The organism is Streptomyces cyaneofuscatus, from assembly GCF_000718135.1.
Lineage (GTDB): Bacteria > Actinomycetota > Actinomycetes > Streptomycetales > Streptomycetaceae > Streptomyces > Streptomyces cyaneofuscatus.
Window position 1 is genome coordinate 226,657 of the sequence record NZ_JOEM01000009.1, and the last position, 26,037, is coordinate 252,693.

Annotated in this window: 25 protein-coding genes; 5 read left to right on the forward strand and 20 right to left on the reverse strand. The window is 73.3% G+C overall.

What is annotated here, in order from left to right; all coding sequences use genetic code 11:
* Nucleotides 1-3: 3 nt before the first annotated feature.
* The 6 genes from IF17_RS0117495 to IF17_RS0117520 form a co-directional block, all read right to left on the reverse strand.
* Nucleotides 4-1,110 (reverse strand): peptidase C39 family protein, encoded by a 1,107-nt coding sequence (locus IF17_RS0117495; protein WP_030566949.1) that lies wholly within the window; start codon nucleotides 1,108-1,110, stop codon nucleotides 4-6.
* A complete protein-coding gene (locus IF17_RS0117500; RefSeq protein ID WP_030566951.1) occupies nucleotides 1,107-3,161 on the reverse strand; it encodes an iron ABC transporter permease in 2,055 nt (684 codons plus the stop codon). The genes IF17_RS0117495 and IF17_RS0117500 overlap by 4 nt, the downstream gene beginning before the upstream one ends.
* Before the next feature lie 35 nt (nucleotides 3,162-3,196).
* Nucleotides 3,197-4,261, reverse strand: a complete 1,065-nt coding sequence (locus tag IF17_RS0117505; protein ID WP_030566953.1) for an ABC transporter substrate-binding protein — start codon at nucleotides 4,259-4,261, stop codon at nucleotides 3,197-3,199.
* Nucleotides 4,258-5,163 carry an ABC transporter ATP-binding protein gene (locus tag IF17_RS0117510; RefSeq protein ID WP_051884052.1) on the reverse strand — a complete coding sequence of 302 codons (906 nt, stop codon included), beginning with the start codon at nucleotides 5,161-5,163 and terminating at the stop codon, nucleotides 4,258-4,260. Before IF17_RS0117510 ends, IF17_RS0117505 begins: the two co-directional genes overlap by 4 nt.
* A gap of 218 nt (nucleotides 5,164-5,381) precedes the next feature.
* Nucleotides 5,382-6,254, reverse strand: coding sequence for a helix-turn-helix domain-containing protein (locus tag IF17_RS0117515; protein WP_051884038.1), 873 nt, complete (start codon nucleotides 6,252-6,254; stop codon nucleotides 5,382-5,384).
* Between the two features lie 70 nt (nucleotides 6,255-6,324).
* Nucleotides 6,325-7,968: a DNA repair helicase XPB gene (locus IF17_RS0117520; protein WP_030566956.1), complete on the reverse strand. Its 1,644-nt coding sequence runs from the start codon at nucleotides 7,966-7,968 to the stop codon at nucleotides 6,325-6,327.
* 182 nt (nucleotides 7,969-8,150) lie between these two features.
* Here IF17_RS0117520 and IF17_RS0117525 point away from each other — a divergent pair, with 182 nt between their 5' ends.
* Nucleotides 8,151-9,023: an NAD(P)-dependent oxidoreductase gene (locus IF17_RS0117525; protein WP_051884039.1), complete on the forward strand. Its 873-nt coding sequence runs from the start codon at nucleotides 8,151-8,153 to the stop codon at nucleotides 9,021-9,023.
* 12 nt (nucleotides 9,024-9,035) lie between these two features.
* Here IF17_RS0117525 and IF17_RS0117530 read toward each other — a convergent pair whose 3' ends face one another.
* From IF17_RS0117530 to IF17_RS0117545, 4 genes are all read right to left on the reverse strand, one after another.
* Nucleotides 9,036-9,731 (reverse strand): TetR/AcrR family transcriptional regulator, encoded by a 696-nt coding sequence (locus IF17_RS0117530; protein WP_063830233.1) that lies wholly within the window; start codon nucleotides 9,729-9,731, stop codon nucleotides 9,036-9,038.
* 36 nt (nucleotides 9,732-9,767) lie between these two features.
* Nucleotides 9,768-10,484 (reverse strand): YqjF family protein, encoded by a 717-nt coding sequence (locus tag IF17_RS0117535; protein ID WP_244890513.1) that lies wholly within the window; start codon nucleotides 10,482-10,484, stop codon nucleotides 9,768-9,770.
* A 102-nt stretch (nucleotides 10,485-10,586) separates the two neighbouring features.
* Nucleotides 10,587-10,712, reverse strand: a complete 126-nt coding sequence (locus IF17_RS1000000140120; RefSeq protein WP_272932856.1) for a hypothetical protein — start codon at nucleotides 10,710-10,712, stop codon at nucleotides 10,587-10,589.
* A gap of 168 nt (nucleotides 10,713-10,880) precedes the next feature.
* On the reverse strand, nucleotides 10,881-13,343 hold the full coding sequence (locus IF17_RS0117545) for a helicase C-terminal domain-containing protein (protein ID WP_030566960.1): 2,463 nt from the start codon (nucleotides 13,341-13,343) through the stop codon (nucleotides 10,881-10,883).
* Between the two features lie 54 nt (nucleotides 13,344-13,397).
* On the opposite strand from IF17_RS0117545, the gene IF17_RS0117550 reads away from it, so the two are divergent.
* Entirely contained in the window at nucleotides 13,398-14,579 is a 1,182-nt protein-coding gene (locus tag IF17_RS0117550; RefSeq protein WP_030566962.1) for a hypothetical protein, read from the forward strand.
* Nucleotides 14,580-14,583: 4 nt separating this feature from the next.
* On the opposite strand, the gene IF17_RS0117555 is transcribed toward IF17_RS0117550, so the two are convergent.
* The 4 genes from IF17_RS0117555 to IF17_RS0117570 are packed head-to-tail and all read right to left on the reverse strand — an operon-like array spanning nucleotide 14,584 to nucleotide 18,628.
* Nucleotides 14,584-15,624 (reverse strand): ABC transporter substrate-binding protein, encoded by a 1,041-nt coding sequence (locus tag IF17_RS0117555; protein ID WP_030566964.1) that lies wholly within the window; start codon nucleotides 15,622-15,624, stop codon nucleotides 14,584-14,586.
* A gap of 3 nt (nucleotides 15,625-15,627) precedes the next feature.
* Nucleotides 15,628-16,512 (reverse strand): ABC transporter ATP-binding protein, encoded by an 885-nt coding sequence (locus tag IF17_RS0117560; protein WP_030566966.1) that lies wholly within the window; start codon nucleotides 16,510-16,512, stop codon nucleotides 15,628-15,630.
* Nucleotides 16,509-17,579 (reverse strand): FecCD family ABC transporter permease, encoded by a 1,071-nt coding sequence (locus IF17_RS0117565; protein WP_030566968.1) that lies wholly within the window; start codon nucleotides 17,577-17,579, stop codon nucleotides 16,509-16,511. Before IF17_RS0117565 ends, IF17_RS0117560 begins: the two co-directional genes overlap by 4 nt.
* Nucleotides 17,576-18,628 (reverse strand): FecCD family ABC transporter permease, encoded by a 1,053-nt coding sequence (locus IF17_RS0117570; RefSeq protein WP_051884041.1) that lies wholly within the window; start codon nucleotides 18,626-18,628, stop codon nucleotides 17,576-17,578. Before IF17_RS0117570 ends, IF17_RS0117565 begins: the two co-directional genes overlap by 4 nt.
* Before the next feature lie 179 nt (nucleotides 18,629-18,807).
* Between IF17_RS0117570 and IF17_RS0117575 the strand changes: the two genes are divergently transcribed.
* On the forward strand, nucleotides 18,808-19,470 hold the full coding sequence (locus IF17_RS0117575) for an HAD family hydrolase (protein WP_030566971.1): 663 nt from the start codon (nucleotides 18,808-18,810) through the stop codon (nucleotides 19,468-19,470).
* Between the two features lie 52 nt (nucleotides 19,471-19,522).
* On the opposite strand, the gene IF17_RS0117580 is transcribed toward IF17_RS0117575, so the two are convergent.
* Together IF17_RS0117580 and IF17_RS0117590 are read right to left on the reverse strand one after the other, a co-directional pair.
* A complete protein-coding gene (locus tag IF17_RS0117580; RefSeq protein ID WP_030566973.1) occupies nucleotides 19,523-19,828 on the reverse strand; it encodes a hypothetical protein in 306 nt (101 codons plus the stop codon).
* Between the two features lie 150 nt (nucleotides 19,829-19,978).
* A complete protein-coding gene (locus IF17_RS0117590; RefSeq protein ID WP_018510935.1) occupies nucleotides 19,979-20,218 on the reverse strand; it encodes a hypothetical protein in 240 nt (79 codons plus the stop codon).
* A 179-nt stretch (nucleotides 20,219-20,397) separates the two neighbouring features.
* Between IF17_RS0117590 and IF17_RS1000000140125 the strand changes: the two genes are divergently transcribed.
* Entirely contained in the window at nucleotides 20,398-20,781 is a 384-nt protein-coding gene (locus IF17_RS1000000140125) for a cold-shock protein (protein WP_006126557.1), read from the forward strand.
* Between the two features lie 38 nt (nucleotides 20,782-20,819).
* On the opposite strand, the gene IF17_RS0117600 is transcribed toward IF17_RS1000000140125, so the two are convergent.
* From IF17_RS0117600 to IF17_RS0117615, 4 genes are read right to left on the reverse strand one after another with little or no spacing between them, the layout of a single operon-like run.
* A complete protein-coding gene (locus tag IF17_RS0117600) occupies nucleotides 20,820-21,689 on the reverse strand; it encodes a 1,4-dihydroxy-6-naphtoate synthase (protein ID WP_030566977.1) in 870 nt (289 codons plus the stop codon).
* Nucleotides 21,679-22,383, reverse strand: a complete 705-nt coding sequence (locus tag IF17_RS0117605) for a futalosine hydrolase (protein WP_030566979.1) — start codon at nucleotides 22,381-22,383, stop codon at nucleotides 21,679-21,681. Before IF17_RS0117605 ends, IF17_RS0117600 begins: the two co-directional genes overlap by 11 nt.
* A gap of 60 nt (nucleotides 22,384-22,443) precedes the next feature.
* Nucleotides 22,444-22,923, reverse strand: coding sequence for a hypothetical protein (locus IF17_RS0117610; RefSeq protein WP_030566981.1), 480 nt, complete (start codon nucleotides 22,921-22,923; stop codon nucleotides 22,444-22,446).
* Between the two features lie 27 nt (nucleotides 22,924-22,950).
* Nucleotides 22,951-24,405, reverse strand: a complete 1,455-nt coding sequence (locus IF17_RS0117615) for an MFS transporter (protein ID WP_030566982.1) — start codon at nucleotides 24,403-24,405, stop codon at nucleotides 22,951-22,953.
* A 429-nt stretch (nucleotides 24,406-24,834) separates the two neighbouring features.
* Between IF17_RS0117615 and IF17_RS0117620 the strand changes: the two genes are divergently transcribed.
* Entirely contained in the window at nucleotides 24,835-25,770 is a 936-nt protein-coding gene (locus IF17_RS0117620; RefSeq protein WP_030566984.1) for a DUF3027 domain-containing protein, read from the forward strand.
* Nucleotides 25,771-26,037 lie beyond the last annotated feature (267 nt).

Sequence of the window (26,037 nt, forward strand, 5' to 3'; positions counted from 1 at the left end):
CCCTCAGCGCACCCCTCCCCCTCCCCCTCCCCCTCCCCCTCCCCGTCCCTCTCCGCGAACCCCTCCCCGGCCTCCGATGCGCACCGCGCCCCGGACCCCGTCCTGACCGACCAGCGCCATCGCGTCGAGCGACCCGTCGGGAACGGGCAGCAGATGGGCGTCCACCCAGGTCTCTCCCGCAGCCGTGGTGAACCACGGATCGTCCACCACCACCGCACCCGGCACGGCCCCGTGGCACAGCACCCAGTGCGGTACGTCGAACCCCTGCATCGTGGCCAGCGACACGAGCAGCAGCACATGCTCCCGTCGCCCCACCGCGTCCCGAATCCCGGCCACCGACAGCCGCCGCGCCTCGACCGGGACACCGAGCCGCCCGGCATCCGCCCGTGACGCGCGCTGGAGCACGGCCCGCCACTCCCGCTCGTCCCCGGAGAGGTGGTCGAGGAGGACGGGCCCGTCCGTGTCGAGGAGCACCTCCACCGGCGACGACGGCCACCGGCGGCGGACCGCGACGCCCAGTCCTACCGGCTCGCACGCGGGGAAGTTGGTCGCGTCCCGCCACAGCTTCAGCTCCGCCTCCCGGTCGAGCGACTCCCACGCCTCCACGCCCGCATGCGCCTGCGCGGCCAGCGCGGTGACGGCGCCGCAGGTGAAGTGGGTGCTCTGCCGGTAGTACGGCGGCGGCTCGGCGACCCCGTCCCCACCCTCGTACAACCAGCGCACATATCCGGCCCCGGGCCCCTCCGCCCCCTGCCCGTGCGTGAGCGGCAGCCGCAGCGGAGCGAAGCCGGCCGCCGCCGCGTCCTCGGGGCCCGCCGTCCACCCCTCCCACTTGACCTGCGCGAGGCCCTGCTCGTACGCGTACGAGAGAACCGCTCCGACCGCCGCCGGTACGTCCCCGACCGCGTCCACGATCTTCACGTAGGCGGTCCCGGGGCGTGCCGTCAGCAGTGCGGCGCCGTCACCGCCGGGCGCGACCACCAGGCGGGGAGCGTGCGGGGAGCGGTCGACCGCGCCCCAGCGCTCCAGCACCTCGGGCCGGGCGGTCCGCCGCAGCGCGTCCGGCCACGCGCCCGGCTCGTACGGAACGACGGTGTACGTCGACGTCATGCGCGGGACCTCCGGAGCAGCCAGACGAAGTACGGGGCGCCGACCAGGGCGACCATGAGCCCGGCGGGGATCTGGGCGGGCGCGATGAGCGTGCGGCCCAGGGTGTCGGCCACACAGACCAGCACCCCGCCGATGAGCATCGCGACCGGGACCGCGCGGCCGTGCCGGGCGCCGACCAGGGACCGGGCGAGGTGCGGGGCGACGAGCCCGACGAAGCCGACGACACCGATCGCGATCACGCCGAGCGCCGCGAGGACGGCGGCGATGGTGAGCGAGGCGAAGCGGGTGCGGGCCGGGCTGACGCCGAGGATGCGCGGGGTGTCCTCGTCCACGGCGAGCAGGTCCAGTTCGCGCCGCATCGCGAGCAGCAGCGGCAGCGCGACCAGCAGGGCCACCGCGACCGGTACGACGTCGGGGAGCGTGCGCCCGTACGTCGTACCGGAGAGCCAGGTGAGGATCCGGGGCGTGTTCCACGGGTCGGCGCGCAGCAGGAGAAAGGTGGAGACGGCGCTGAGCCCGTACCCGCAGCCGATGCCGATCAGCACGAACCGGTCGGGCAGGAAGCCGCCGCGCCAGGCCAGCAGCGCGATCAGCGCGAACGTGGCGAGCCCGGTGACGACGGCGGCGGCGATGAGCAGCGGCCGGCCGCCGGGCAGGTCCGACGTCACGACGGCCACCGCGCCGAGCCCGGCCCCCGCCGTGATGCCGAGCACGCCCGGCTCGGCGAGCGGGTTGCGTACCGCGCTCTGCACGGCGCACCCGGCAAGACCGAGCGCCGCGCCAGCGAGCACGGCGGCCGCCACCCGGGGCATCCGGTCGTCGAGTGCCCGCCCGATCAGGTCGGGCGCGGTGCCCTGCACCCAGAGGACGAGGTCCCCCGTACGCAGCCAGAGGCTTCCCGCCAGGATCCCGACGAGCACGGCTCCGGCCAGCAGCACCACCGCGCCGGTCACCACGAGGAGGAACGACCGGCGCGACCGGGTGGCGGCGCGCGCCTGCGGGGGCTGCCGGACCGGCCCGGCGTCCCGGAGGCGGAGCGCGAGGACCACGATGACGACGGCGCCGAGCAGCGCGGTCGGGATGCCCGTGGGGACGGAGGCGGCCCCTTCGGCGCCCATCACCGCGCGCAGCGAGGCGTCCGCGAGCAGGACGAGGAGTGCGCCGAGCAGCCCGGCTCCGGGAATGAGGAGCGCGTGCCGGTGCAGGGCCCGGACGCGTCCGGCGACCAGCCGGGCCAGGACCGGGGCGCCGAGCCCGACGAACGCGATCGGGCCCGCGAGGGTCACGGCCGTGCTGGTCAGGAGGACGGCGCAGAGCACCGCAACTGTCCGGGTCGCCCGGATCGGCACGCCGAGCGAGGACGCCGTGTCCTCGCCCAGGCCCAGCACGTCCAGCTTCCGGGAGAGCGCGAGGGCGACGCACAGCACCACGGCCACCAGCGGGATCGCGCGCATCGACGCGTCGATGTTGAGCTGCGCGAGGGAGCCGCTGCCCCAGGCGAAGAGGCCGGTGGTGTTCCGGTCGAAGAGGAGCAGCAGCATCGCGGTCGCCGCGTCCAGCGCCATCGCCGTCGCCGATCCGGCGAGGACGAGACGGGTGCCGGAGGTCCCCGCCGTACGGCCCGTGAGGGCGAGCACGAGGACCGCCGCGAGCAGGCCGCCCGCGAAGGCGACGGCACCGGAGGCCCAGAGCGGCACGGTGAGCCCGAAGGCGGCGACGGCCGAGAGCGTGAAGTACGCCCCGGCGGTGACCGCGAGGGTGTCGGGGGATGCGAGGGCGTTGCGGGTGACGGACTGGAGCAGCGCCCCGGCCGCCCCGAGGGCGAAGCCGACGGCCACCCCCGCGAGCAGCCGAGGCAGCCGCGAACCGGCCACGATGTCCCCCACCGGCACCCCGCCGACGTCCTCCCGCGCCCCGGCGGCGTACCGGATCAGGTCCCACATGCCCGCGCCGGAGGTCCCCTGGGTCAGATGCCACAGGCCCACCAGCACGATGCAGACGGCGAGGAGGACGAGGACGGCGGCCCCGGCCAGGCGGCCGGTGCCGGACACCGGCGCCTGTTCCTCTGCGGCAAGGGCCGGAGCGCTCACTTCTTGGTCAGGACATCGACGTACGCGTCGATCGCCTGCTCGCACGAGCGCGGCCCGCCGGCGCCCCAGACGCGCGCGGGGAAGCTGTGCGCGCGGCCTTCCTTCACGGCGGGGAGCGACTTCCAGACCGGGTTCTTCTGGAGGGCCTTGACGTAGCCTCCGGCGCCTTCGTCGTTGGCGTAGAAGAGGTTGGCCTTGCCGACGGCGGTCAGCCCTTCGGCGTCGGTCTGCGCCAGGCCGTACGAGGGGTCGACGCCGCCGTCCCCGTACGCCTTGTTGATGTCGTCGGTCCAGGCGGCCTTCATGCCCAGCTCCTCGCCGATCGCGGTGAACAGGGCGGCCTCGCCGTACGGGCGGACCGTGAGGTTGCCGCCCTGGAGCCAGCCGTCGAAGAACAGGAAGTCCTTCGTCGGCAGATCGGCGTCCGCCACCTGCTTCTTGGCCTCCGCGAGGCGGCCGTCGAACTCGCCGATCACCTGCTTCGCCCGCTCGGTGCGCCCGGTCGCCTCGCCGATCAGGTTGAACACGTCCCGCACGTTGCCGATGGGGTCCTTGGGATTGGCGCCCCGGGTGGCCATGACCGGTATGCCGCGCTTCTCCAGCGCGACGAGGGTCTCGTCCTTGGCGTCGAACGCCTCCACGACGACGAGGTCCGGCTTGGCGGCGGCCAGGGTGTCGAGGTCGGGCTCCTCGCGGGTCCCGATGTCCGTCACGCCCTGGGGGAGCTTCTCCGCGCTGACCCAGGTCCGGTACCCCTTCGCGTCGGAGACCGCGACGGGCGTGACGCAGAGCGTGAGGGCGTCCTCGACCTGCTGCCACTCCAGGACGGCGATGCGCTGAGCGGGCTTGTCCAGCTCCACCTTCCGGCCGAGGCTGTCGGTGAGGGTCACCGGCTTCGTCGAGGTCGCGGTGGTGTCCCCGGCGCAGTCCTTGGAGGCCGGAGACGCGGCGGCGGCGCCTGCCTCGGGCGTCGTGACGTCGGTCGTGCCGCAGGCCGTGGTGGCGAGGGCGACGGCGAGCCCGGTGGCGGCTGACGCCATGAGACGGCGGGCGCGGATCATGAGGGGTCCTCTTCTCTGTCACTGCTGTGGCTGTTGCCTGCGGAAGTGGTCGGGGCGGGATGGCGCCCTACGGGGTCGATACGGACCCGGCCCGTACGCGGGTCGACGTACGCCTCGACGCGGATGTCGTAGACCTCGCCGATGTTCTTCGCGGTCAGGACGTCGGCGGGCGGCCCGGCGGCGTGGACGCGGCCGGAGCGCATGAGGACGAGGGTGTCGGCGACGCGGGCGGCGTGGTCGAGGTCGTGCAGCACGATGCCGACGGCGATGCCGTGGTCCTGGACGAGGTCGCGCACCAGGTCGAGCGTCTCGATCTGGTAGCGCAGGTCCAGGTGGTTGGTCGGCTCGTCCAGCAGCACGACGCCGGTGTTCTGGGCCAGGCAGGCCGCGAGCCAGACGCGCTGCATCTCGCCGCCGGAGAGCTCCCCGGCGGCCCGGTCGGCCATGCCCCGTACGCCGGTGGCGTCCATGGCGTACGCGATCGCGGCCCGGTCCTCGGCGGAAAGCCCGGAGAAGCCGCGCCGGTAGGGGTGGCGGCCGAAGGCCACGACCTCCGCCACCGTCAGCCCTTGCGGCGCGGGCCGCGACTGGGAGAAGAGCGTGACCTCCCGGGCGAACTCCCGTGCGCTGAGCAGGGAGACGACGCGTTCGGGAGCGCCGCCGGGGCCGTCGGGGCTGCCGGGGCCGCCGCCGAGCGTCACCGTGCCGTCGTCCACCTGGTGGAGCCGGGCGAGCGAGCGCAGCAGCGTGGACTTGCCGCTGCCGTTCGGGCCGACCAGGGCGGTCGCGCGGCCGGGCTCCAGGGACAGCGAGACACCGTGCACGACCGGCGTCTTTCCGTACCGCAGCACCAGCCGGCGCCCGTTGAGGGCGGCCGAGGGCGGGGGATGGCTGGGGAGCATGGGGCGTCCGGTCGGGTCGGAGGGGCGGGGGCGCACGGCACCCCGGGCGCCGCGCGCCGCCGACCGGGCCACGCGCTCCTGGAGCCCGACGACGACCACACGTGGCGGGCAACAACTAAGGGTTACCTAACTCCTGGAAGGCTATATTCCGCCTGCCGTGTCGGCAATCAGGAGGTGGAGACACCGGATACGGCGTTCCGGACACCGGACGGGCCGTCCTAGCCGCCCCGGGAGCCGCGATCGACGGCCGTACGGAGGGCGGCCCCCGTCGCCGTACTGAAGAACGCCCCCGGCGTCGTCCCCACGACCCGCCGGAACGCGGCGATGAAGGTGCTGGGCTGCGCATAGCCGAGCTCCTCGCCGACGCTCTGCACCTCCCACCCCTCGGAGAGCAGCGTCAACGCCCGGTGGACCCGGAGCGTCTGCCGCCACTGGGTGAAGGACAGCCCCGTGGAGTGGCGGAACGCCCGTGTGACCGTGCGATCGCTGGTGCCCAGCGCCCGGGCCCACTCCTCCAGCGACCGGGAGTCGGCGGGGTCCTCCAGCAGGGCCTCGGCGATGGTGTCGATCCGGGCGTCGCCGGGCAGCCGGAGCGCGAACGGGCGCTCCGATGGCAGCAGTACGTCGAACACGACGGACTCCGCCCGCGCCCGGGCCCCGGCGTCGAGGTCCGTACGGGCCAGATGGGTCAGCAACGACTCCAGCAGCGGGGTCATCTCGACGGCGGTCGGCCCGTCGAAGGCGACGGGGGTCCGCTCGGGCGCGAAGAACGCGTCGTAGAACTCGACCCCGGCCGTCAGCCGCCCCCCGTGCACCACCCCGGCGGGCATCCACAGGCCTTGCCCCTCGGAGACGGTGAACACCTGGTCCGCCACCCGGGACATCAGGGTGCCGCCGCGCACCCAGACCAGTTCGTGCAAGGGGTGGGTGTGCGGCTCCCACTCGGTCGGGACGCCGGGAACGTGGGACTCGGAGATGATCACGAACGGTGCCGCGGCCCCTGCCGGAACCGCCGAGGCCCGGCGCATCACGGTGCCGGGCTCGCGCGGCCACGCCCCGAATCCCGCGAGGTCAGGAGGGCGAGGGGACATGGGCCCGACTGTATCCGGTGTGTCCGGCGCGGATCCGGTGTGTCCCCGCGCCCCCTCGCGTAAGCCCTCCTCAGTTACCTGCCAGCAGCTCGTCCGCGTCGACGATCCGGTACGCGTACCCCTGCTCGGCCAGGAACCGCTGGCGGTGCGCCGCGAAGTCCTGGTCGATGGTGTCGCGCGCGACGACCGAGTAGAACCGCGCCTCGTGCCCGTCGGCCTTCGGCCGCAGGACGCGCCCGAGCCGCTGCGCCTCCTCCTGGCGCGACCCGAAGGTCCCGGAGACCTGGATGGCGACGGTGGCCTCCGGCAGGTCGATGGAGAAGTTGGCGACCTTGGAGACGACGAGGACGCTGATCTCCCCGTTCCGGAACGCGCCGAAGAGCTTCTCGCGCTGGGCGTTGCTGGTCTCGCCCTTGATGACGGGGGCGTCCAGATGTTCTCCCAGCTCATCGAGCTGGTCGATGTACTGCCCGATGACGAGGGTCTGCTCGCCCTGGTGCTTGCGTACGAGCGCCTCGGTCACCTTCCGCTTGGTGGCGGTGGTGGCGCAGAACCGGTACTTCTCCTCCGCCTCGGCCGTCGCGTACGCGAGCCGCTCGGAGTCGGTGAGGTTGACCCGTACCTCCACGCAGTCGGCGGGCGCGATGTAGCCCTGCGCCTCGATCTCCTTCCACGGGGCGTCGAACCGCTTGGGCCCGATGAGCGAGAAGACGTCGGACTCGCGCCCGTCCTCGCGTACGAGGGTGGCGGTCAGCCCCAGCCGGCGCCGGGCCTGGAGGTCGGCGGTGAACTTGAAGACGGGCGCGGGCAGGAGATGCACCTCGTCGTAGACGACGAGCCCCCAGTCCCGGGAGTCGAAGAGTTCGAGGTGCGGGTAAATACCCTTCCTGCGGGTGGTCAGCACCTGGTAGGTGGCGATGGTGACCGGCCGGATCTCCTTCTTCGTCCCGCTGTACTCGCCGATCTCGTCCTCGGTGAGCGACGTCCGCTTCACCAGCTCGTGCTTCCACTGCCGGGCGGAGACGGTGTTGGTGACGAGGATCAGCGTGGTCGCCTTGGCCTCGGCCATGGCACCGGCGCCGACGAGGGTCTTCCCGGCCCCGCAGGGCAGCACGACGACACCCGATCCACCGTGCCAGAACCCCTCGACGGCCTGCCGCTGATACGGCCGCAGGGCCCAGCCGTCCTCGGCCAGCTCGATCGGATGGGCCTCGCCGTCCACGTACCCGGCAAGATCCTCGGCGGGCCACCCGAGCTTCAGCAGGGTCTGCTTGATCTGCCCGCGCTCGGAGGGGTGGACGGCCACGGTGTCCGGGTCGACCCGGGCGCCGACGAGCGGCTGCACCTTCTTCGACCGCAGGATCTCCTCCAGCACGGGCCGGTCGGTGCTGGTGAGCACGAGCCCGTGCACCGGGTGCTTGGAGAGGGTGAGCCGCCCGTACCGCGCCATCGTCTCGGCGATGTCGACCAGGAGCGCGTGCGGCACGGGGTAGCGGGAGTACTCCACCAGGGCGTCGACGACCTGCTCGGCGTCGTGCCCGGCGGCGCGGGCGTTCCACAGCCCGAGCGGGGTGACCCGGTACGTGTGGATGTGCTCGGGCGCACGCTCCAGCTCCGCGAAGGGTGCGATGACCCGGCGGCAGGCGTCCGCCAGCTCGTGGTCGACCTCGAGGAGCAGCGTCTTGTCGCTCTGGACGATGAGGGGTCCGGTCACGCGCTTCGGCCCTTTCTGCGGGTGCGGCCGCTGATGCGGCCAAACGTCCAGTGTGCCGCATCGCGGGGCGGGACGGGTGGGGCGGAGCAGAGGAGGAACTTCGTCTGAATAGAGCGTTCTTTCTAGTACGGTGCTAGCCTGAACGCCAAATAGAACGATCGATTTAGTCTCACGGAGTGGTGATGCAGAAGAAGTCAGTCACCGTCATCGGGCTGGGCCCGATGGGGCGCGCGATGGTCACGACGTTCCTCGACAACGGTCACCCCGTGACCGTGTGGAACCGGACCAGGAGCCGGGCGGACGACCTGGTGGCGAAGGGGGCCGTCCTGGCCGATGATCCGGCCGGGGCCCTGGCGGCCGGCGAGATCGTCGTTTTGAGCCTGACCGACTACGACGCGATGTACGCCATCCTCGGGCCGGCCACGGGCGCGCTGGCCGGAAAGACGCTCGTCAACCTCAGCTCGGACACGCCGGACAAGGCGCGCGAGGCGGCCACCTGGGCCGCCGGTCACGGCGCGCAGTACCTCACGGGCGGTGTGCAGGCTCCGCCCGACGGTATCGGGAAGGAGGAGTCCTTCACCTTCTACAGCGGCCCGAGAAGTGTCTTCGAGAGCAGCCGGGAGGTGCTGGAAGTCCTCACCAGGACCGACTACCGGGGGGAGGACCCGGGGCTGGCGGCGCTCTACTACCAGCTCCAGCTGGGCGTCTTCTGGACGACCTCGCTGGCGTTCCTGCACGCCCTCGCGGTGGCCGACGCGCACGGGATCAAGGCCGCGGAGCTGGTGCCCCACCTCTCGGACACGATGGCCACCATGCCCGACTTCTTCGGCTTCTACAGCCCGCGCATCGACGCGGGGGAGCACCCGGGCGATGTCGACCGGCTCTCCATGGGCGTCGCCAGCGTCGACCACGTGGTGCAGACGTCCAGGGACGCGGGGGTCGATCCCTCACTGGTCGAGGCGGTCCTCGCGGTCTTCGAGCAGGGCATGGCGGCCGGGCACGCCGAGGACAGCTTCACGAGCCTGATCGAGATGTTCCGCAAGTCCGCCTCCTGATCAGGAGGCGGATCAGGGGCGGTGGCGGTGTGCGGCTCCCCGCGCACCGCCATCTCCCTCCCCACCGCCGACGGGCGCCGGGGCGACTCGTAGTGCCCCGTCGACCAGCCTCGCCAGGTGCTTTCCCGCCAGGTCCAGCGGCTCCCTGCTCTGGGAGAGCTGGGCGGCGAGTTCGGCGCCCTCCAGGGTGCTGATCACGGTGTGGGCGAGCCCTCGCGCCTCTTCCTCGTCGATGCCGGCTTCCTTGAGCCGCTCGAAGACCACCTCGTGCCAGTGCGCCAGTGCTTCGGCGGCCGCCACCTGGATGTCCGGGAGGCGGCTGCTGGCACCGAGGGCGGTCGCGGCCACGGGGCAGCCGCTGTGCCATCCCGAGGCGTGCAGCCCGTCGGCCAGCAGTGCGGTGAAGATTCTGAGGGCTTCGGCCGGATCGCTCTCGGCCCGCATGACGGCGTCCAGCTCGTCGATGAACTCCTGCTCGCCGCTGCGGATCACCGCGACGGCCAACTCCTGCTTCCCACCGGGGAAGAAGTGGTAGACCGAGCCGGCTGTGGCGTTCGCCGTGACGGAGATCTGCTTGATCCCCGTGCCGTCGTAGCCGTGTCGCTGCATCAGCTGCGAGGCGGCCCGGACGATCCGTTCGCGCGTGCCGACGAGGAGCTCGGAGGGGGATTCCTGCTCCTGCGCGGTGCCGACCGGCAACTCTTCCATGAGGGAGAGAATACTCCCCCCGCTAGAGCGTTCTTTCTACTCCTGGGCCATGCGCCCAGGACCGGCCCCGCGCCGCTGCGGCCCGAAGCGCACGGGAACGCCGGGGGAGTACAGCACGCTCACCGGCTCCCCGACCGGCGCGGGCAGCCCCCCGGCCGCCACCAGGTCCTCGTCGCGCTCCAGCAGCTCCGCCCGGTGCAGCGGCCACTGCGGATGGACGTTGGGCAGATACGCGGTCCGCCCGAAGAACGAGCTGTGCAGGGCCCAACGGGCGGTCAGGAAGTGCTCCAGGGGCGTGGGTTCGCCGATCGCCTCTCCCACCCGCAGCACGATCCTGCTCCGCGCACCTCGCGGCCCGGGCCACCGCCGGGTGCTCGTGTACGTGAGGGTGTCGCCGGAGCGCTCGATGCCCATCCGGGCCCACACGTACGGCAGTCGTACCGCGGCCCGCGCCACGAGAACGGGGATCAGCCGCGAGGCGTCGAGGGACCGGAAGACGACACCGCGCCGCCCGCGCTCATCGACCGAGTACAGCCGCACATTGGTCTCGGGAAAGGTCCCCAGGTAGGGGATGCCCGGCAGCCCGAGCCACCCCACCCGGTGCATCCGGAACGCGACGAGCCCCACGTAGGTCACCCCGTCGAAGGTGTCCGGCACGGTCCCCGCCGGCAACAGCGGCGCCACATCCGCCGGATCGGCCGCCCAGTGCAGGAACGCCAGATCCAGCCAGGACTGCGTGAGCAGCGGCGGCATCGGCGCGGCGGGTGGTGCGGGTGACACCGGTTCAGGCAGCACCGGTTCAGGCGGCACCGGTTCGGGGACCCGGTCGGCGGAGGCCATCTCCGTACGCGGCTGCTACTCGGCCTCGCCGGACTGCCCGGAGCGCTTGCTCCGCCTGACGCCGAATACGGCGAGACCGAGGACGGCCACCACGACGATCGCCATCATGATCTGCTCGCCGACGGTCAGAGTTCCGATCATCGTCATCTCCTCGGTGGATCGGTGGATCGGTGCATCGACTGGACGCGTACGGCGAACATGTCATGCCGGACGACCCGCGACAACCAGGAACTTCATCCTCTGAGCTTCCCTTGAGCACACCGGAAGCGAGCGCGGGGGCGAGCCGGGCAGGGACCCCTGCCCCTGGCCCTACCCCGGCCCGTCCTCCGCCAGTTCCGCCACCCCCGTGATCCGGTGCAGGGCGAACGTGCGGACCTCGTCGGCCGTGTGGTCGTACGCCGTGACGAAGCCGCCCTCCACGCGGACCGGGGCGATCACGCGCTGGCTGGCCGCGCCCTCCGCGTTGACGTAGCCGATCCAGACCGCGGTGCCCGTCATCGCGGCCGCCTGGACCGTGGCCAGGGTCTCCGCCGAGGTGGTGCGGGGGAGGGAGCCGGAGGCCTGTGTCCCCGTAGCGGCCTCGGCCGGGTCCTTGCGGACCACCGTGGCGGCCGTGTCGCCCGCGCGGATGGCCCGGACCGCCGCGCCCAGGAGGGTTTCGTCCGGGGTCGGGGGGCCTTCGGGGACCGGGACCGGAGGGGTGCGGGGCGGGGTGCGGCGGGCGCCGGCTCGGGTGATCAGGACGTCGCCCTCGGCGGATTCGGCGGCGGGGGCGTAGCCCATCTCGCGGAGCGCTTCGAGGAGCGAGCCGGGGTCGGCCTGGGAGGCCAGGACCGTGGGGGCCAGGCGGCGGAGGCGCAGGCCCGTGGAGCGGCGGTCGGCCAGGATCTCGTTGAGGACCGCCTCGTCGTCGCAGCGCACGTACGCGGAGGCGGCCCCGATCCGCAGGTGGCCGTGGCGGCGGGCCACGTCGTCGATCAGGTAGCTCAGCGGCTGCGGCACCGGCGTACGGCTGTGCGCGGCCAGGAACGCGTGCAGGTCGGCCGCCGCCTGCCCGGCGTCCAGCGCGCGGCGGACGGAGCCGGGCGTGAAGCGGTAGACCGTGGCCCCGCCCTTCGACTCGACGTCGGCCAGGACGGAGAGGGTTTCCGCCAGCGGGCGTTCCAGGGGGCCCGGGGCCACCGCCGTCAGGTCCGCCTGGAGCAGGACGTGGTCCAGGGGTTCGGGGAGGAGGGGTGCCAGAAGGGCCCCCGCCGACTCCTCGCCTTCCTCCAGCAGGGCGCGGGCCTGGGAGGAGAGCGCGCCCCGGCCCGTGATCCCTAGCAGCTCCGCCTCGTTCAGCGTCCACAGGGCGAGGCGCGAGCGCAGGTCCGTGCCCTCTCCGGAAGGCGCGGAGCCTCGCAACGGGCGCTCCCAGCGCAGCCGTCGCAGCAGCGTCTCCGGGTCCGGCGCGGTGCCCGGCTCCAGTTCGGCGAAGAGGGCCAGCACCCGGCGGCGTACGTCGGGGGCGGCCGAGCGGTCCAGCTCGGGGCCGAGGGCGGACAGTGCCCGGCCCTTCGCGTCCTGGCCGCCGACCAGGCCGGGGACCCGGGTGGCCGGGAGCCAGGCGGTGGCGAGGTGGGTCCAGCGGTCCTGGGCGGGGAGGTCGAGCCACTCGTCGTACGCGGGCGTCGGCGCGTACCGCTCGTCGCTCTCGCCGTCGGTGGCCAGCAGCCCGGCCGCGTAGGCGAGTTCGACCCAGAACGCGGCGATCGGCTCGGTCACCTCCAGCGCGGCCGCCACCCGTTTCAGCTCCCGCACGCTCAGGCCGCCCGCGCGCAGGATCGCCGGGCCGCCGCCGTTCCAGAGCTTCAGCAGCTCCTCGACCGTGGACAGCGCTGTGAACGCCTGACCGGCCGCCGCTCTGTCCACAGCCTGTGGATCGCGTTCGGCGGCCGCCGCGACGACCGGCGGGACCGGTTCCGGTACGCGGTGCGCGCGCCCGGCGCGCAGATGCAGGGCCGCCTCGCGCGGCAGGACCACCGTGCGCGTCGACACCGGGAGGAGCAGGCCCCGGTCGCGCAGCCACTTCACGGGGGGAGTGGGGTTCGGGGTGACCTCCCCGTACGGCGGGCCCCACACCAGCCGGTCCAGGACCGAAAGCGCCTCCACCGGGGCCGTGTCCAGCAGCTCCGCCATCCGCGTCCGGTCGGTGAAGAGGGAGGACAGTGCCGCCACCGCCGAGACCGGGTCGTGCGTGGCGGGGAGCCCGGACGCCACCAGGATCTCCTGGAGCCGGCCCGGCGACATCCCGGCCGTCGCCTCCGCGACCGTGGGCCCCAGGCCCGTGGGGGAGGGGTGCTGCGGGGACGGGGCGAGCAGCTCGCGGGCCGTACGCACCAGCCGCAGCCGTTCGTCCTCGCCCCAGACCAGGGCCTGTTCGCGCAGCGTGGTCAGCGCGCCCGGCAGCGCGGCGGTGACCGCCGCCCCCGCGTCGTCGCGCTGCTCGCCGTCGTCGAGCCCGTCGCCGGTGAGGAGGGAGAGCAGTGTTGCGTACGGGGCCGGGTCCGGGGCCACCGCCAGCGCTTCGGCGGTCTGGAGTGCGAACCGGTCCAGGTGCTCCAGCGCGCGCACCACCGAGGCCCGGGTCCCGGCCCTGGTGGCGAGCTGCGTGATGTCGTTCGGCACCGGGTTGAGGAGGTCGGGGCGGGCACGCAGCAGCCCGGCCAGCGATTCGTCGCCCCGGGCGCGCAGGGCTTCGGCGAGCGTGCGCGGTGGTGTGGTCGTCCCCATCCGTCCCACGTTAGCCCCTGAAACGCTACCGTCGGGGCAGGGCGGCAAGAGGGGATGCACGGCGTGGGGATCGAGAGCGACCAGCTCGTCTACGACTACCTGAGCCGGGTCGGTGACCTGGCCCAGCAGCAACAGCTGTCGTCGGGCGCCCGGATGCGGCTCGTCTCGACGCTGCGGGGCGAGATCGACCGCCGCCGCGCGAGCGAGGGCGCGGACTCCCCGGCGGCCGTGCGGCGGATCATCGGCAGGCTCGGGAGCCCGGCCGAACTGGTCAGCGCGGCGGCGGAGTCGGGCGACGGGACGGTGCCGCTGTCGTCGGCGCGTACGGGGGGCGGCGCGGCGGTCCCCAAGCCCCGGACCGGCTTCCTCCGCAAGGGCCCGAAGGAGCCGGAGGGGCCGGAGGGGTCGAAGGGGCCGGGCGAGCCGTATGAGCCGGACGAGCCGGGGGCAGCCACCGATCCTGCCTCCGGTCCCGCCCCCCGTACCGGATCCGGCCCCGGAAACCATCCCCGTACGAACCTGAACCTCACCAAGCCCACCACCCCCGCCGACACCACCCCCTGGCCCCACCCCTCCGCCCCCCACGTCCTCGGCCCCGACCAGCAGAGCAGCGGCGGGGAGGACTGGTGGCGTCTGGAGCCCGGGCCCTTCGACGCGGGGACCGCCATCCCCGGGTTCTTCGGCGGCATCGAGGCCCCGGAGCTCCTCGGCAGGCGGCCGGTGAAGCCCGAGGCCGCGGACAAGGAGGAGGCGGCGGCGGAAGAGGGCCCGGAAGACGGCGAGGACGGCGCCGAAACGGCACCCCGCCGCCGCGCCCTCCGCATCCCGAGGCCCCGGCGCCGCAAGCCGGTCGTCGCCGTCGCCGAACCCGTGGTCGCCGCGGCCCCCGCCCCCCGTGGCGGCTTCGCCCACCCCCTGCTGCTCCTGGCCGCCGTGCTGCTGATCGCCGGGGTGGTCACCGGGTCCTGGATCCCGCTCGCGGGCGGCTGGCTCATCGCCTACGGCTCCCGGACCCTCTCCCGTACGGAGGCGAAGTGGGCGGCCCTGGGGCTGCCGGGCGTCGTCGTCGCCGGGGCGCTCGTCTGGGTGTGGGGGCGGGTGGACGGGCGCTGGGGCGAGCCCATCGAGGACGGGGCGCTCCGCGAGGTGCTGATGGGCGCCTGGCCCGTGGTCGTCCGCATTGCGGCCGTCGCCTCCGCGCTCTACCTGGTGTGGCGGGCGCGGAGGCGGGGGTGACGGGCTACTTCAGGCTGGTCTGCAGCTCGCTCAGGATCTTGTCGGCCGCCGTGTAGCCGATGCCCTGGATCCACAGCTGGTCGTCGACCGCGAAGACCTTGCCGTTCTTCACGGCGTCCATGTTCTTCCACAGGCCGCTGCCGGTGGTCTGGATCTCCTTGGACTTCTTCGGGTCGCCGTACGTCGAGTGGAAGACCGCGTCCGCGTCCGCGAGGTCGATCTTCTCGGGGCTGACGTCGTAGCTGAAGCCGTCCTTCGCCTTGTCCGTGATGGCCGGGCGGCCGAGGCCGACGTCGGCGAGGATCGTGGCGATGTAGTTCTTCTTGCCGTAGATGCGGATGTCGGCGCCCTCGACGAACCGGACCATGTTGACCTCGGTCGCCCCGGCCTTCTCCTTGCCGCCGAGCGCCTTCGTCACGTCGGCCACGTGCCGGGCGTAGTCGTCGGTGACCATCTTCGCCTCGGCCTTCTTGTTGAGGGCCTCCGCGTGGACCTGGAAGTTCTCCTTCCAGGGGTAGCCGGTGTTCTCCGTCATCACGGTCGGCGCGATCTTCGACAGCTCGGCGTACTTGTCGCCGTGCCGGATCTTGCTGGTGAGGATGAGGTCGGGCTCGAGACCGGCGATGGCCTCCAGGTTCGGGGTCATCATCTGGCCCACGTCCGTGATGCCCGCGACCTGGTCCTTCGGCAGGTAGTTCAGGAAGCCGGAGTCCACGTCCGCGTGGGTCGCGCCGACCGGCTTCACGCCGAGGGTGAGGACCGAGTCGAGTTCGGCGGTGTCCAGGACGACGACCCGCTGCGGGGCGGCCGGGACCTTCACGTCGCCCATCGCGGTCTTCACCGTACGAGGCGCCTCGCCGGACCCGTCGGAGCCGGAGCCGGAGCCGGAGCCGGAGCCGGAGTTGGAGTTGGAGCCGGAGTCGGAACCGGACGCGGAACCCGACTCCGTAGAGAAGCCGCAGGCGGACAGGGTCAGGGCGGCCGCCACGGTCAGGGACGCGGCGGCGAGCAGGCGGGAGCGGTGCTGGAGAGTCTTGGCTGTCATGGCTCAGAGGGCCTTTCCGGGAGTCGGGACGGAGGCGGAAGAAGCGGGGGCCGGGGTCCAGGGGGCGCCCGGGACGACGAGCGGCGAACCCGTCACCGGGTCCGGGACGATCACCGCCTCCAGGCCGAAGACCTCGCGGACGAGCCCGGCCGTGACGACATCCCCCGGCCGGCCCTCGGCGACGATCCGGCCCTCCTTCATGGCGACCAGGTGATCGGCGTACCGCGCCGCCTGGTTGAGGTCGTGCAGCACGGTGACGACGGTACGGCCCCGGGTGCCGTCGGCGGCAGGGGACGCCAACTGGCGTACCAGGTCCAGGACTTCCACCTGGTGCGCGATGTCCAGATAGGTCGTCGGCTCGTCGAGCAGCAGCAGGTCCGTCTCCTGCGCGAGCGCCATCGCGATCCACACCCGCTGGCGCTGCCCGCCCGACAGCTCGTCCACCGACCGGTCGGCCAGCGCCGTCACATCCGTACGGGCCATGGCGTCGGTCACCGCCCGCTCGTCCGCGTCCGACCACTGCTGCCACCAGCTCTGGTGCGGCTGGCGGCCCCGGGCGACGAGGTCGGAGACGGTGATCGCCTCGGGGGCCACCGGGGTCTGCGGGAGCAGCCCGATGGACTGGGCGATGCGCCTGGTCGGTATCCGCGCCAGCTCCGTACCGTCCAGCAGGACCGCCCCGCCGCGCGGCTTCAGCAGCCGGCCGAGCGCGCGCAGGGTGGTGGACTTGCCGCAGGCGTTCGGGCCGACGATGACGGTGACCTGCCCGTCGGGCACGGCGAGGTCCAGCTCGTGGACGACGGGGCGGTCCTCGTACGCGAGGGTCAGGGCGCGGGCGGCCAGGCGGGAGTCCGTCTGCGCTGCGTCGGTCGTCGGGCTCGGGCTCATGCGGTGCCTCCACTGCGGCCGCGGTGACCGCGGATGATCAGCCAGATCAGGTACGGGGCGCCGACCGCCGCCGTGAGGACGCCCACCGGCAGTTCGGTGGGCGAGAACAGCCTGCGGGCGAGCAGGTCGCCGAGGACCACGATCACCGCGCCCAGCAGCGCCGAGGAGACCAGCGGGATCTGTGCCGTACGGGTCATCCGGCGGGCGATCTGCGGGGCGAGCAGCGCCACGAAGTCCACCGGGCCCGCCGTGCCCGTCGCCACGGAGGCCAGGACCACACCGAGCGCGACGAGTCCGAGCCGTACGCGCCCCAGGCGCACGCCCAGCGCGGTGGCGGTGTCGTCGTCCATCGCGACGGTGCGCTGCGCGCGGGCCGCCCACGCGACGGCGGGCAGCAGGAGCAGCAGCGTCCAGGCGAGCGGGGCGGCCTCCGGCCAGCCGCGCCCGTTCAGCGAACCGGTCATCCAGATCTGCGCCTGCTGCGCGACCAGGTAGTCGCCCTTGGTCAGGAACAGCGTGGTCACCGACCGCAGCGCGACGGCGAAGCCGATGCCGATGAGGACGAACCGGGTGGCGTGCAGCCCGCCGCGCCAGGCGAAGACGTACACGAGGGCGGCGGCCGCGATGCCGCCGATGACGGAGAGGTAGGGCAGGAACGCGTACGAGGTGATCCCGAAGGTCATCGCCCCGACCGTGAGCGCGCTCGCGCCCTGGCTGATGCCGATGATGTCGGGGCTGGCGAGCGGGTTGCGGGCGACGGTCTGGATCAGCGCCCCCGCGATCCCGAAGGCCGCGCCCACCAGCAGCCCGACGGCCATGCGCGGCAGCCGCAGCGTGCCCACGACCAGCTCGGCGGAGGACGGCTGCCCGAGGAGCACCTTCACGACCTCACCGGGCGCGACGAAGCTCTCGCCGACACAGAGGTACGCGACACAGACGGTGGCCAGCAGCACGAGAAGACCCGCCGCGACGACGGACGACCGCCGGTGCAGCAGGAACCGGCCACGTGGCCCGGCCTTCACGACGGAGTACCCCGAGGGCCGGACCCGTACAGGGGTGCTGCTCATGCCGGCACCGCCTTCCGGCGTACGAGGGCGACCAGGAACGGCACCCCGATCAGCGCCGTCATCACACCCGCCGGGATCTCGCTCGGCGGGAACACGATCCGGCCGACGACGTCTGAGACGAGCAGCATCACCGGCCCGATCAGCGCGGCCATCGGCAGTACCCAGCGGTGGTCGTTGCCGACGACCGCGCGGGCGATGTGCGGGACGGCGAGCCCGATGAACGCGATCGGCCCGGCGGCGGCCACCCCGACCCCGGTCAGCACGGTCGCCCCGATCCCGCCGACGATCCGGACCGCCGCCACGTTCTGCCCGAGCCCCTTCGCCCCGTCCTCGCCGAGCGCGAGCGCGTCCAGGCCGCGGGCGACGGAGAGCACGAGGACAACGCCGACGAGGAGGAACGGCCACACCTGCTGGACGACGTCCGCCTCCCGCCCCGCGATCGACCCGACCTGCCAGAAGCGGAACTCGTCCAGCGCGGACGCCTTCGTCGTGAGGACCCCCATCGTCACCGACACCAGCAGCGCGTTGATCGCGGCCCCGCCGAGCGCGAGCTTCACGGGCGTCGCCCCGCCGCGCCCCCTCGACGCGATGGCGTACACCGCGACCGAGGCGACGGCGGCCCCCGCGAAGGCGAACCAGACGTATCCCGTCAGCGTGTGGACCCCGGCGAACGCGATGGCCATCACCACCGCCACCGACGCCCCCTGGCTGATGCCGAGGATGCCGGGGTCGGCGATGGGGTTACGGGTGATCCCCTGGAGCACCGTGCCCGCGAGGGCCAGCGCCGCGCCGACCATGAGCCCGATGAGCGTGCGCGGCACCCGCATGGTCCGGATCACCTCGGCGGCATCCGACGTTCCGCCGTGCAGCAGGGCGTCGAACACCTCGCCCGGCGGGATGGACCGCGCCCCGACCGCGAGGCTCAGCAGGACGGCCAGCAGCAGCGCGACGACGGCGGTGGCGGTGGCGGCCGCGCGTCGGGAGAGACGGGGTGCGCGGGGTATCGGGGGTGCGACGGCCGGTGCCGGTGCTGGCGCGGGCGCTGACATCTGAACCAATCGGCAGGGACTCGGGGACTCAGGGACTCGGGGAAGGACTTCGCGTAGTCCTCGCGAGGACTACTAAGGCTTGGCTAAGTGCGGGCTCAGTCTAGGTGGCGGGGGTTTCGCCGAGGACGCCGGTGGGCGGGCCCGAGGGACCCGCCGGGCGGGTCGGCACAATGGTCCCCATGGCTTCCACGGCTTCGAGCCCCCTCCCCGCCCCGCACACAGCCCCCCTCACGGTCGGCTTCGACCTCGACATGACCCTCGTCGACTCCCGGGCCGGTATCGCCGCCACCTACCGGGCGCTGTCCACCGAGACCGGGGTGCCCATCGACGAGGAACTGGTCGTCAGCCGGATCGGCCCGCCGCTGGAGGAGGAGCTGGCGCACTGGTTCCCGGCCGGCCAGGTGGCCGCCGCCGGTGACCGCTACCGGGAGCTCTACCCCGACCACGCGATAGCGCCGAGCACGGCCCTCGCCGGGGCGCGGGAGTCGATCGCCGAGGTACGGGCGCTCGGCGGCCGGGCGATCGTGGTGACGGCGAAGTACGAGCCGAACGCCAAGCTGCACCTGGCCCACCTCGGGATCGAGCCGGACTCGGTGATCGGCTGGCTCTGGGCGGAGGCCAAGGGCGAGGCGCTGCGGGAGCACGGGGCGCAGGTGTACGTGGGCGACCACGTGGGGGACGTCCGCGGGGCGCGCGTCGCCGGGGCGCTGTCGGTCGCCGTGACGACGGGCCCGTGCGACGAGCGGGAGCTGCGGGCGGCGGGCGCGGACGTGGTGCTGGCGGACCTGACGGAGTTCCCGGCCTGGCTGCGGACGTTCGAGGCGAACCGCACGGCGGCCTGAGACCCCCTTGGCCCCACCGAGCGTCGGCCTGAGAACCCCCAGGCCCTGAGCCCTACCCCGCGTCGGTCACCCGGTCGATCACCCAGTCCAGCCCGTGCGGCCCCGGCGCGTACGAGGGCGCCTGCCGCCAGACCTCGCTGAACCCGTCGACGAGGGCGGACCGGGCGTCCGCGCCCTCCGGCAGCCGGGAGCGCAGCAGCTCCAGCAGGAGCGGGGCGAGCAGGTCGTACAACTCACCGAGCGCCTCCCGGCTGCCGTGGGCGATCTGTACGAGGAGGTCGTCGACGTGCGCCGTCGCCCGGCCCGGAACGCTACAGGCTGGGGGAGGCGGCGAGAGGGCATGCCCTGCGTGCTTCACACGAGGGAGCCTAGCCACTTCGCCGGACCGGTGTGAGCCGGACGACCGACGTGATCCGGACGACCGACGTGATCCGGACGACCGACGTGATCCGGACGACCGACGTGATCCGGACGACCGACGTGATCCGGACGAAAGATCCAAGGGACCTCAGGTGCGGCTCGCGGCCCGCTTGGGCGAGCTGAGCCAGACCGAGCGCACGACGCCCGCCCCGGCGATCAGGAAGCCGAGGCCCATGAACATGCTGACCCCGTACGCGATCGGAGGGAACGGCTCCGTGCCGAGGAAGAGCGGGGCGACCGTCACCAGAGTGGCCAGTGCGCCGATGAAGAACACGATCGCGCCGACCGATACGAGCCGGTCGCCGGCGCCTGAAGGAGTAGTGGTCACCCCACCAGGGTAGTTCCCTGCCCGGAGGAACACTCCGGCGACGTCTTGTCACCGGACGCAGGGCCATTAGCCTGGGACCAGGCGGGTCACGGTGACCCGCTCTCCTGCTATCCGGAGCCGTGCCCGAGGTCGAGCACGGCTCTTTCCGCACATCGACACGTACGAGGACGGGGACAGACGTGCCCACCGGCAAGGTGAAGTGGTTCAACAGCGAGAAGGGCTTCGGCTTTCTCTCCCGCGACGACGGCGGCGACGTCTTCGTGCACTCGTCGGTACTCCCTGCCGGGGTCGACGCCCTCAAGCCCGGCCAGCGTGTGGAGTTCGGCGTGGTCGCGGGCCAGCGCGGTGACCAGGCCCTGTCCGTGGTGGTCCTCGACCCCACCCCGTCCGTCGCGGCCGCCCAGCGCCGCAAGCCGGACGAGCTGGCGTCGATCGTGCAGGACCTGACGACGGTCCTGGAGAACATCACGCCCCAGCTGGAACGCGGCCGCTACCCGGACAAGGCCGCCGGCGCCAAGATCGCGGGCCTGCTGCGCGCCGTCGCGGACCAGCTGGACGTGTAGCCGGCGGACTCTCAGGGGGCGTGTGGCCGGCGGACTCCTTACGGCGCGGCCGGGAACGCCAGCGCGTCCGGGCCGAGGGGCGGTACGAGTCCCTCGGCCGCGGCGCGGGTGAGCAGGCCGCGGATGGCCGCGTAGCCGTCCTCGCCCAGGTCGGCGGTGAACTCGTTCACGTACAGGCCGATGTGCTGGTCCGCGACCGCCGGGTCCATCTCCTGGGCGTGCTCCTGGACGTACGGCCGCGAGACCTCGGGGTGGTCCCAGGCCAGCCGGACCGAGCTGCGGATGGTGTCGGCCAGGCGGCGCAGGGTCTCCTCGCCGAGGGAGCGCTTGGCGATGATCGCGCCGAGGGGGATCGGGAGGCCGGTGGTGTCCTCCCAGTGGCGTCCCATGTCGGCCAGGTTGTGGAGCCCGAAGGTGTGGTACGTGAAGCGGGCTTCGTGAATGACGAGGCCCGCGTCCACCTTGCCGTCGCGGACCGCCGGCATGATCTCGTCGAACGGCATGACGACGACCTCGCCGACCCCGCCCGGGACCATCTCCGCCGCCCAGAGCCGGAACAGCAGGTACGCCGTCGAGCGCTCGCTCGGCACCGCGACCGTCCGGCCGGTCAGGTCGAGGCCCAGCTCCTTGGTGAGGACGAGCGGACCGCAGCCCCGGCCCAGCGCCCCGCCGCACGGCAGGAGCGCGTACTCGTCCAGGACCCAGGGCAGGACCGCGTACGACACCTTCAGGACGTCCAGCTCGCCGCGCTCGGCCATGCCGTTGGTGATGTCGATGTCCGCGAAGGTCACGGCCGGCGCGGGCGCGCCGGGCACCCGGCCGTGGGCCCAGGCGTCGAAGACGAACGTGTCGTTGGGGCAGGGCGAGAAGGCGATCTCGATCGGGCCCGGGTGTGCGTCAGTGGTCATGCCGGTTCCAACCTTCCAGTACGGGTGCGCTCTTCCCGAACGCCTCCGTGAGCGCGGCCAGCGCGTCGCCGATGCGCCAGGCGTCCCGGTCGCGGGGGCCGACGGTGTTCGAGACGGCGCGCAGCTCCAGGACGGGCACGCCGGCCCGCTCGGCCGCCTCCGCCACCCCGAACCCCTCCATCGCCTCGGCCAGCGCACCCGGGTGCGCGGCGAGCAGGGCGGCGGTGCGGGCGGCGGTGCCGGTGACGGTGGAGACGGTGAGGACGGGGCCGGGGGCGGCGCCGGTGGCCGCCGCCACCTCCCGTACGAGCGCGGGCGGGGGGACGAAGCGGTCCCGGCCGAAGCCGAGCGCGGTGACGGGCAGGAAGCCGTCCGGGGTCTCGGCGCCCAGATCGGCCGCGACGATGTCGCTCGCCACGACGAGGGAGCCGAGGGGGGCGGCGGGGGCGAACCCGCCGCCGATCCCGGCGGAGATGACGAGTCCGTACGGGTGTGGAGCCGAGGCCGAGGACGCCAGGGCGAACGCTGCCGCCGCGGCAGCGGCCGCCGGGCCCGCGCCGCCCGCCAGGACGTCGAACGCCCCGCAGCGGTGCAGCTCCGCCCCGGGCACGGCGAGGACCTCCGGCGTACCCCCGAACGCACGCGTGACCGCGTCCCGTTCCACCGGGACAGCGGTCACGACGAGCACACGCACAGGGAGAGCCTCAGGGCCTCAGGAGGGACGGAAAGGGGACGTCGGTCAGGACGTCGGCGGTCAGGACGTCTTCTTGAGCTCGAACTGCCAGATGCCGGTGAGCTTCTTGCCGTTGGTCTCCACGATGGAGACGTTCGTCTTGGTGGCGGGCTCGCCCGTCTGGCTGGCGAAGAAGGCGCTGCCGGGGATCGTCCGGTACGTCTTCTTGAACGGCTCCTGCTCGGCCTGCTGGCCGTTGATGAAGAGCGTCCAGCCCTTCTCGGCGATCTCGGGGTCGACGCCGAAGCGGACCTTGTCGTCCATCGCGACCTCAAGGGTCTTCTCGGGCTTCTTGTTGAGGCAGCCCTGGATCAGCGACTCCTTGATCGCCTCACCGTCGTTGTAGCAGGCCGCCTCGGAGTTCACCGAGGTCGTGCCGACCGTCACGGTGGCGAGCGGCGTCGGCTTGTCGCAGGCGGACAGGACAAGGAGTCCCGCGGACACGGCACCAAGAGCGACGCCGATTCGACGGCCCTTACCGGAGAAGAACGCAACGGTCATGGGCCGAAGGCTATCGGTCGCCTCCGCTCACGCCACGCGGGGGTGCGGCGTGCCGCGCCGTGCGGCGCCCAGGAGACCCCGTACGGACGTGGCCGCGCCGAGGGCGAGGATGCCCGCGGCGACCGACATGCCGAGCACCGCGTTGAGCGGCAGCGCGATCCCGATGCCGCCGCCGACCACCCACGCCATCTGGAGCAACGTCTCGGACCGGGCGAAGGCGGAGGTGCGGACCTCCTCGGGGACGTCCCGCTGGATCATCGCGTCCAGCGACAGCTTGGACAGGGCCTGGGTGAACCCGGCGACCGCGCCGAGCGCGGCGACCGCCGCCGTGGAGAAGAAGACCGCGGCGAGGACCGCCGTGCCCAGGGCGAGCCCCAGCACCGTCGCGATGATCACCTCGGGCCCGCGCGCCCGGAGCCACGCGCCCACCGCCGTACCGCAGGCGTTCCCGACCCCGGCCGACACGCCGACGATGGCGAGCGAGACCGCCGCGCTCTGGCCGCCCATCGGGTGCTCGCGCAGCAGGAACGCCAGGAAGAAGATCAGGAAGCCGGAGAGGGCCCGGTGGGCGGCGTTCGCCTGGAGGCCGTGGAGCACCGACCCGCCGACGGACCGCAGGCCGGGCGGGCGCTCCTTGGGCGGTTTCTCCCTGTTGCTCCTGCCGCCGTTCCGGCCGCGCTTCGGCTTCGGGGCGGCCGGGCGGCGTACGGGCTCCGGGAGGTGCGGGAGGTGGGGGTGGTCCTGCGGGTCGATCAGGCGGGCCCGGCGCTCGCCCTTGGCGGAGTCGACCTTCGGCGGCATCGTGAAGGCGAGGAAGGTGCCCACGATGAAGATCGCGCAGGCGCCGTAGAGCGGCCAGGCGGAGCCGACGGTCTGGAGGCCGGCCCCGATCGGGGCCGCCACCCCCGTGGCGAGGAGCCCTGCCAGGGTGACCCGGGAGTTGGCTTTGACCAGGGAGAACTTCGGTGGCAGCAGCCGTGGCACGACCGCGCTGCGCACCACCCCGTACGCCTTCGATGAGACCAGCACCCCCAGCGCCGCCGGGTACAGCTCCAGCCCGCCCGTGGCGACCGCGCCCGACATGGTGATGGCCAGCAGCGCGCGGGCCAGCATCGCGCCCGCCATCGCGGCCCGGCGGCCGTGCGGCAGCCGGTCCAGCAGCGGGCCGATCACCGGGGCTAGGAGGGTGAAGGGGGCCATGGTGATCGCGAGGTAGAGCGCGACCCGCCCGCGCGCCTCGTCCGTCGGGACGGAGAAGAAGACCGTGGAGGCGAGGGCGACGGTGATCATGACGTCACCCGCGCCGTTCACCGCGTGCAGCTCGATGAGTTTGCCGAGGCCGGATTCCCCGGCTCCGTGGGCGTGCGTCGCCTTGCGGATTCCGCGCGCCGCACCGGTGAACGGGGAGCGCAGGGCACGACCCGTCGCCCGTCCCGCCCTGCGGAGCGGGCCGGGACCGTCGTGCGACCTGGCGGCAGTCACCCCGTCATAGTGCCCCAACCCTGGCCGGTATGAACGGTGATCGGCTGCGGACGCGCGCGTGACGCCCTGTCGGACCAGCGGGGGAGGGCTGGCGCGCGTGCGGGGCCGGGCGGGGTCGCGCAAGCCCTTCGGGGCGGGTGTGGCCGGATATCGGAGAGACGGATACGGCACGTTTGGGACGGGCAGGTGGGCGCGGAGCGGCGGAGAGGGTAGCGTGCGTAACGCGCCACCGGCGGTTGTTCTTGGCCGCGCGCCTCTCCGCGATCCCGCAGAATGGGTGGCAGAAGGCGCGCCCGAGGCAGGCACAACGGGTGTGGACGTCGACGCGGCCCCCAGGTCCGCTCCGCCCGCAGCTGTCTGGCCGAAAACGGCAATCGTGCAGCAGCTGGCGCGCTCGTGAGACTGGCGTATGGAGAGAAGCGAAGACCTGTGAGTGCTGCGACGACGCGAAGCCGTACGGCCCGTACCGCCCGTACCCCCGTTCCCGACCGCCTGTGCGCCGAGGCGGTCGACCTCGCGCGCGCGGCGGCGGAGGAAGCCGCCGCGCCCGGCGTGGTCGGCGAGCATGTCGGCGTGGTCTCCGAGGGGGACCGCGTCGTCACGCATTACTTCGAGGCCAAGGAGCCCGGCTACCGGGGCTGGCGCTGGGCGGTGACCGTGGCGCGGGCCTCCCGCGCGAAGAACGTCACCCTGGACGAAACGGTGCTGCTGCCGGGGGCCGACGCGCTCCTGGCGCCGGAGTGGGTGCCGTGGAGCGAGCGGCTCCGCCCGGGGGACCTGGGCCCCGGCGACCTGCTGCCCACGGAGGCGGAGGACCCGCGGCTGGAGCCCGGCTGGACGGGCGAGGACGAGCCGCCGCCGAACTCGATCGTCTCCGATGAGCTGGCCGAGCTCGTCGACGCGGAGGACGCGGAGCTGACGGACCGGCCGGTGGCGATCAGCCGCGGCTCCATCGCCGCGGTCGCCGACGAGCTGGGTACGCGGCGGGCGCGGGTGCTGTCGCGGTACGGGCTGTACGAGGCGGCCGACCGCTGGGACGAGGCGTTCGGCCCGAAGACCCCGATGGCGCAGGCGGCGCCGGCGACGTGTGTGAGCTGTGCGTTCCTGATCCCGATGGCGGGGTCGCTGAAGCAGGCGTTCGGGGTGTGCGCGAACGAGATCAGCCCGGCGGACGGGCATGTGGTGTCGCTGGCGTACGGGTGCGGGGGGCACTCGGAGGCGGCCGTGATGCCGGCGCCCGTGCGGCCGGCGGCGCATGCGCTGGACACGATGCGGGTGGACGAGTACGCGCTCCGCCCCGCGCGCGACGGCGGCTCGGTCCCGTCCGAGGCCGACGGCGCGTCGGAGGACCTGGGCCACTCGTAGGGCGCCCCGTTCAGCCCGTCCGGCGTTTGAGGACGGAACCGTCGATGGGTGTCGGATGCCTCTGCGGGGGTGCTGGGCCCCAGGGCCCTTGATCGCGTGACGCCCACCCAGCCAAGGGTTCCGTCCTCAAACGCCGGACGGGCTTGGGTGGGCAGGGGTGGGCTCGGGTTCCGTCCTCGAACGCCGGACGGGCTTGGGTGGGCCCCGCACGGGTTGGGGGCCCGGGCCGGGTGCACGGTACCTTCGGGCGCACACTGGGCGGCAGGG

What these genes read in the sequence shown, in the direction of transcription:
- IF17_RS0117555 (WP_030566964.1), bottom strand. Translation starts at nt 15,624, where the DNA reads ATGACAGCCAAGACTCTCCAGCACCGCTCCCGCCTGCTCGCCGCCGCG.
- IF17_RS0117510 (WP_051884052.1), bottom strand. Translation starts at nt 5,163, where the DNA reads ATGCTCCCCAGCCATCCCCCGCCCTCGGCCGCCCTCAACGGGCGCCGG.
- IF17_RS0117610 (WP_030566981.1), bottom strand. Translation starts at nt 22,923, where the DNA reads ATGACCGTTGCGTTCTTCTCCGGTAAGGGCCGTCGAATCGGCGTCGCT.
- IF17_RS0117570 (WP_051884041.1), bottom strand. Translation starts at nt 18,628, where the DNA reads ATGTCAGCGCCCGCGCCAGCACCGGCACCGGCCGTCGCACCCCCGATA.
- IF17_RS0117560 (WP_030566966.1), bottom strand. Translation starts at nt 16,512, where the DNA reads ATGAGCCCGAGCCCGACGACCGACGCAGCGCAGACGGACTCCCGCCTG.
- IF17_RS0117535 (WP_244890513.1), bottom strand. Translation starts at nt 10,484, where the DNA reads ATGCCGCCGCTGCTCACGCAGTCCTGGCTGGATCTGGCGTTCCTGCAC.
- IF17_RS0117565 (WP_030566968.1), bottom strand. Translation starts at nt 17,579, where the DNA reads ATGAGCAGCACCCCTGTACGGGTCCGGCCCTCGGGGTACTCCGTCGTG.
- IF17_RS0117600 (WP_030566977.1), bottom strand. Translation starts at nt 21,689, where the DNA reads ATGACCACTGACGCACACCCGGGCCCGATCGAGATCGCCTTCTCGCCC.
- IF17_RS0117525 (WP_051884039.1), top strand. Translation starts at nt 8,151, where the DNA reads ATGCAGAAGAAGTCAGTCACCGTCATCGGGCTGGGCCCGATGGGGCGC.
- IF17_RS0117495 (WP_030566949.1), bottom strand. Translation starts at nt 1,110, where the DNA reads ATGACGTCGACGTACACCGTCGTTCCGTACGAGCCGGGCGCGTGGCCG.
- IF17_RS0117545 (WP_030566960.1), bottom strand. Translation starts at nt 13,343, where the DNA reads ATGGGGACGACCACACCACCGCGCACGCTCGCCGAAGCCCTGCGCGCC.
- IF17_RS0117550 (WP_030566962.1), top strand. Translation starts at nt 13,398, where the DNA reads ATGCACGGCGTGGGGATCGAGAGCGACCAGCTCGTCTACGACTACCTG.
- IF17_RS0117515 (WP_051884038.1), bottom strand. Translation starts at nt 6,254, where the DNA reads ATGTCCCCTCGCCCTCCTGACCTCGCGGGATTCGGGGCGTGGCCGCGC.
- IF17_RS0117575 (WP_030566971.1), top strand. Translation starts at nt 18,808, where the DNA reads ATGGCTTCCACGGCTTCGAGCCCCCTCCCCGCCCCGCACACAGCCCCC.
- IF17_RS1000000140120 (WP_272932856.1), bottom strand. Translation starts at nt 10,712, where the DNA reads ATGATCGGAACTCTGACCGTCGGCGAGCAGATCATGATGGCGATCGTC.
- IF17_RS0117530 (WP_063830233.1), bottom strand. Translation starts at nt 9,731, where the DNA reads ATGGAAGAGTTGCCGGTCGGCACCGCGCAGGAGCAGGAATCCCCCTCC.
- IF17_RS0117505 (WP_030566953.1), bottom strand. Translation starts at nt 4,261, where the DNA reads ATGATCCGCGCCCGCCGTCTCATGGCGTCAGCCGCCACCGGGCTCGCC.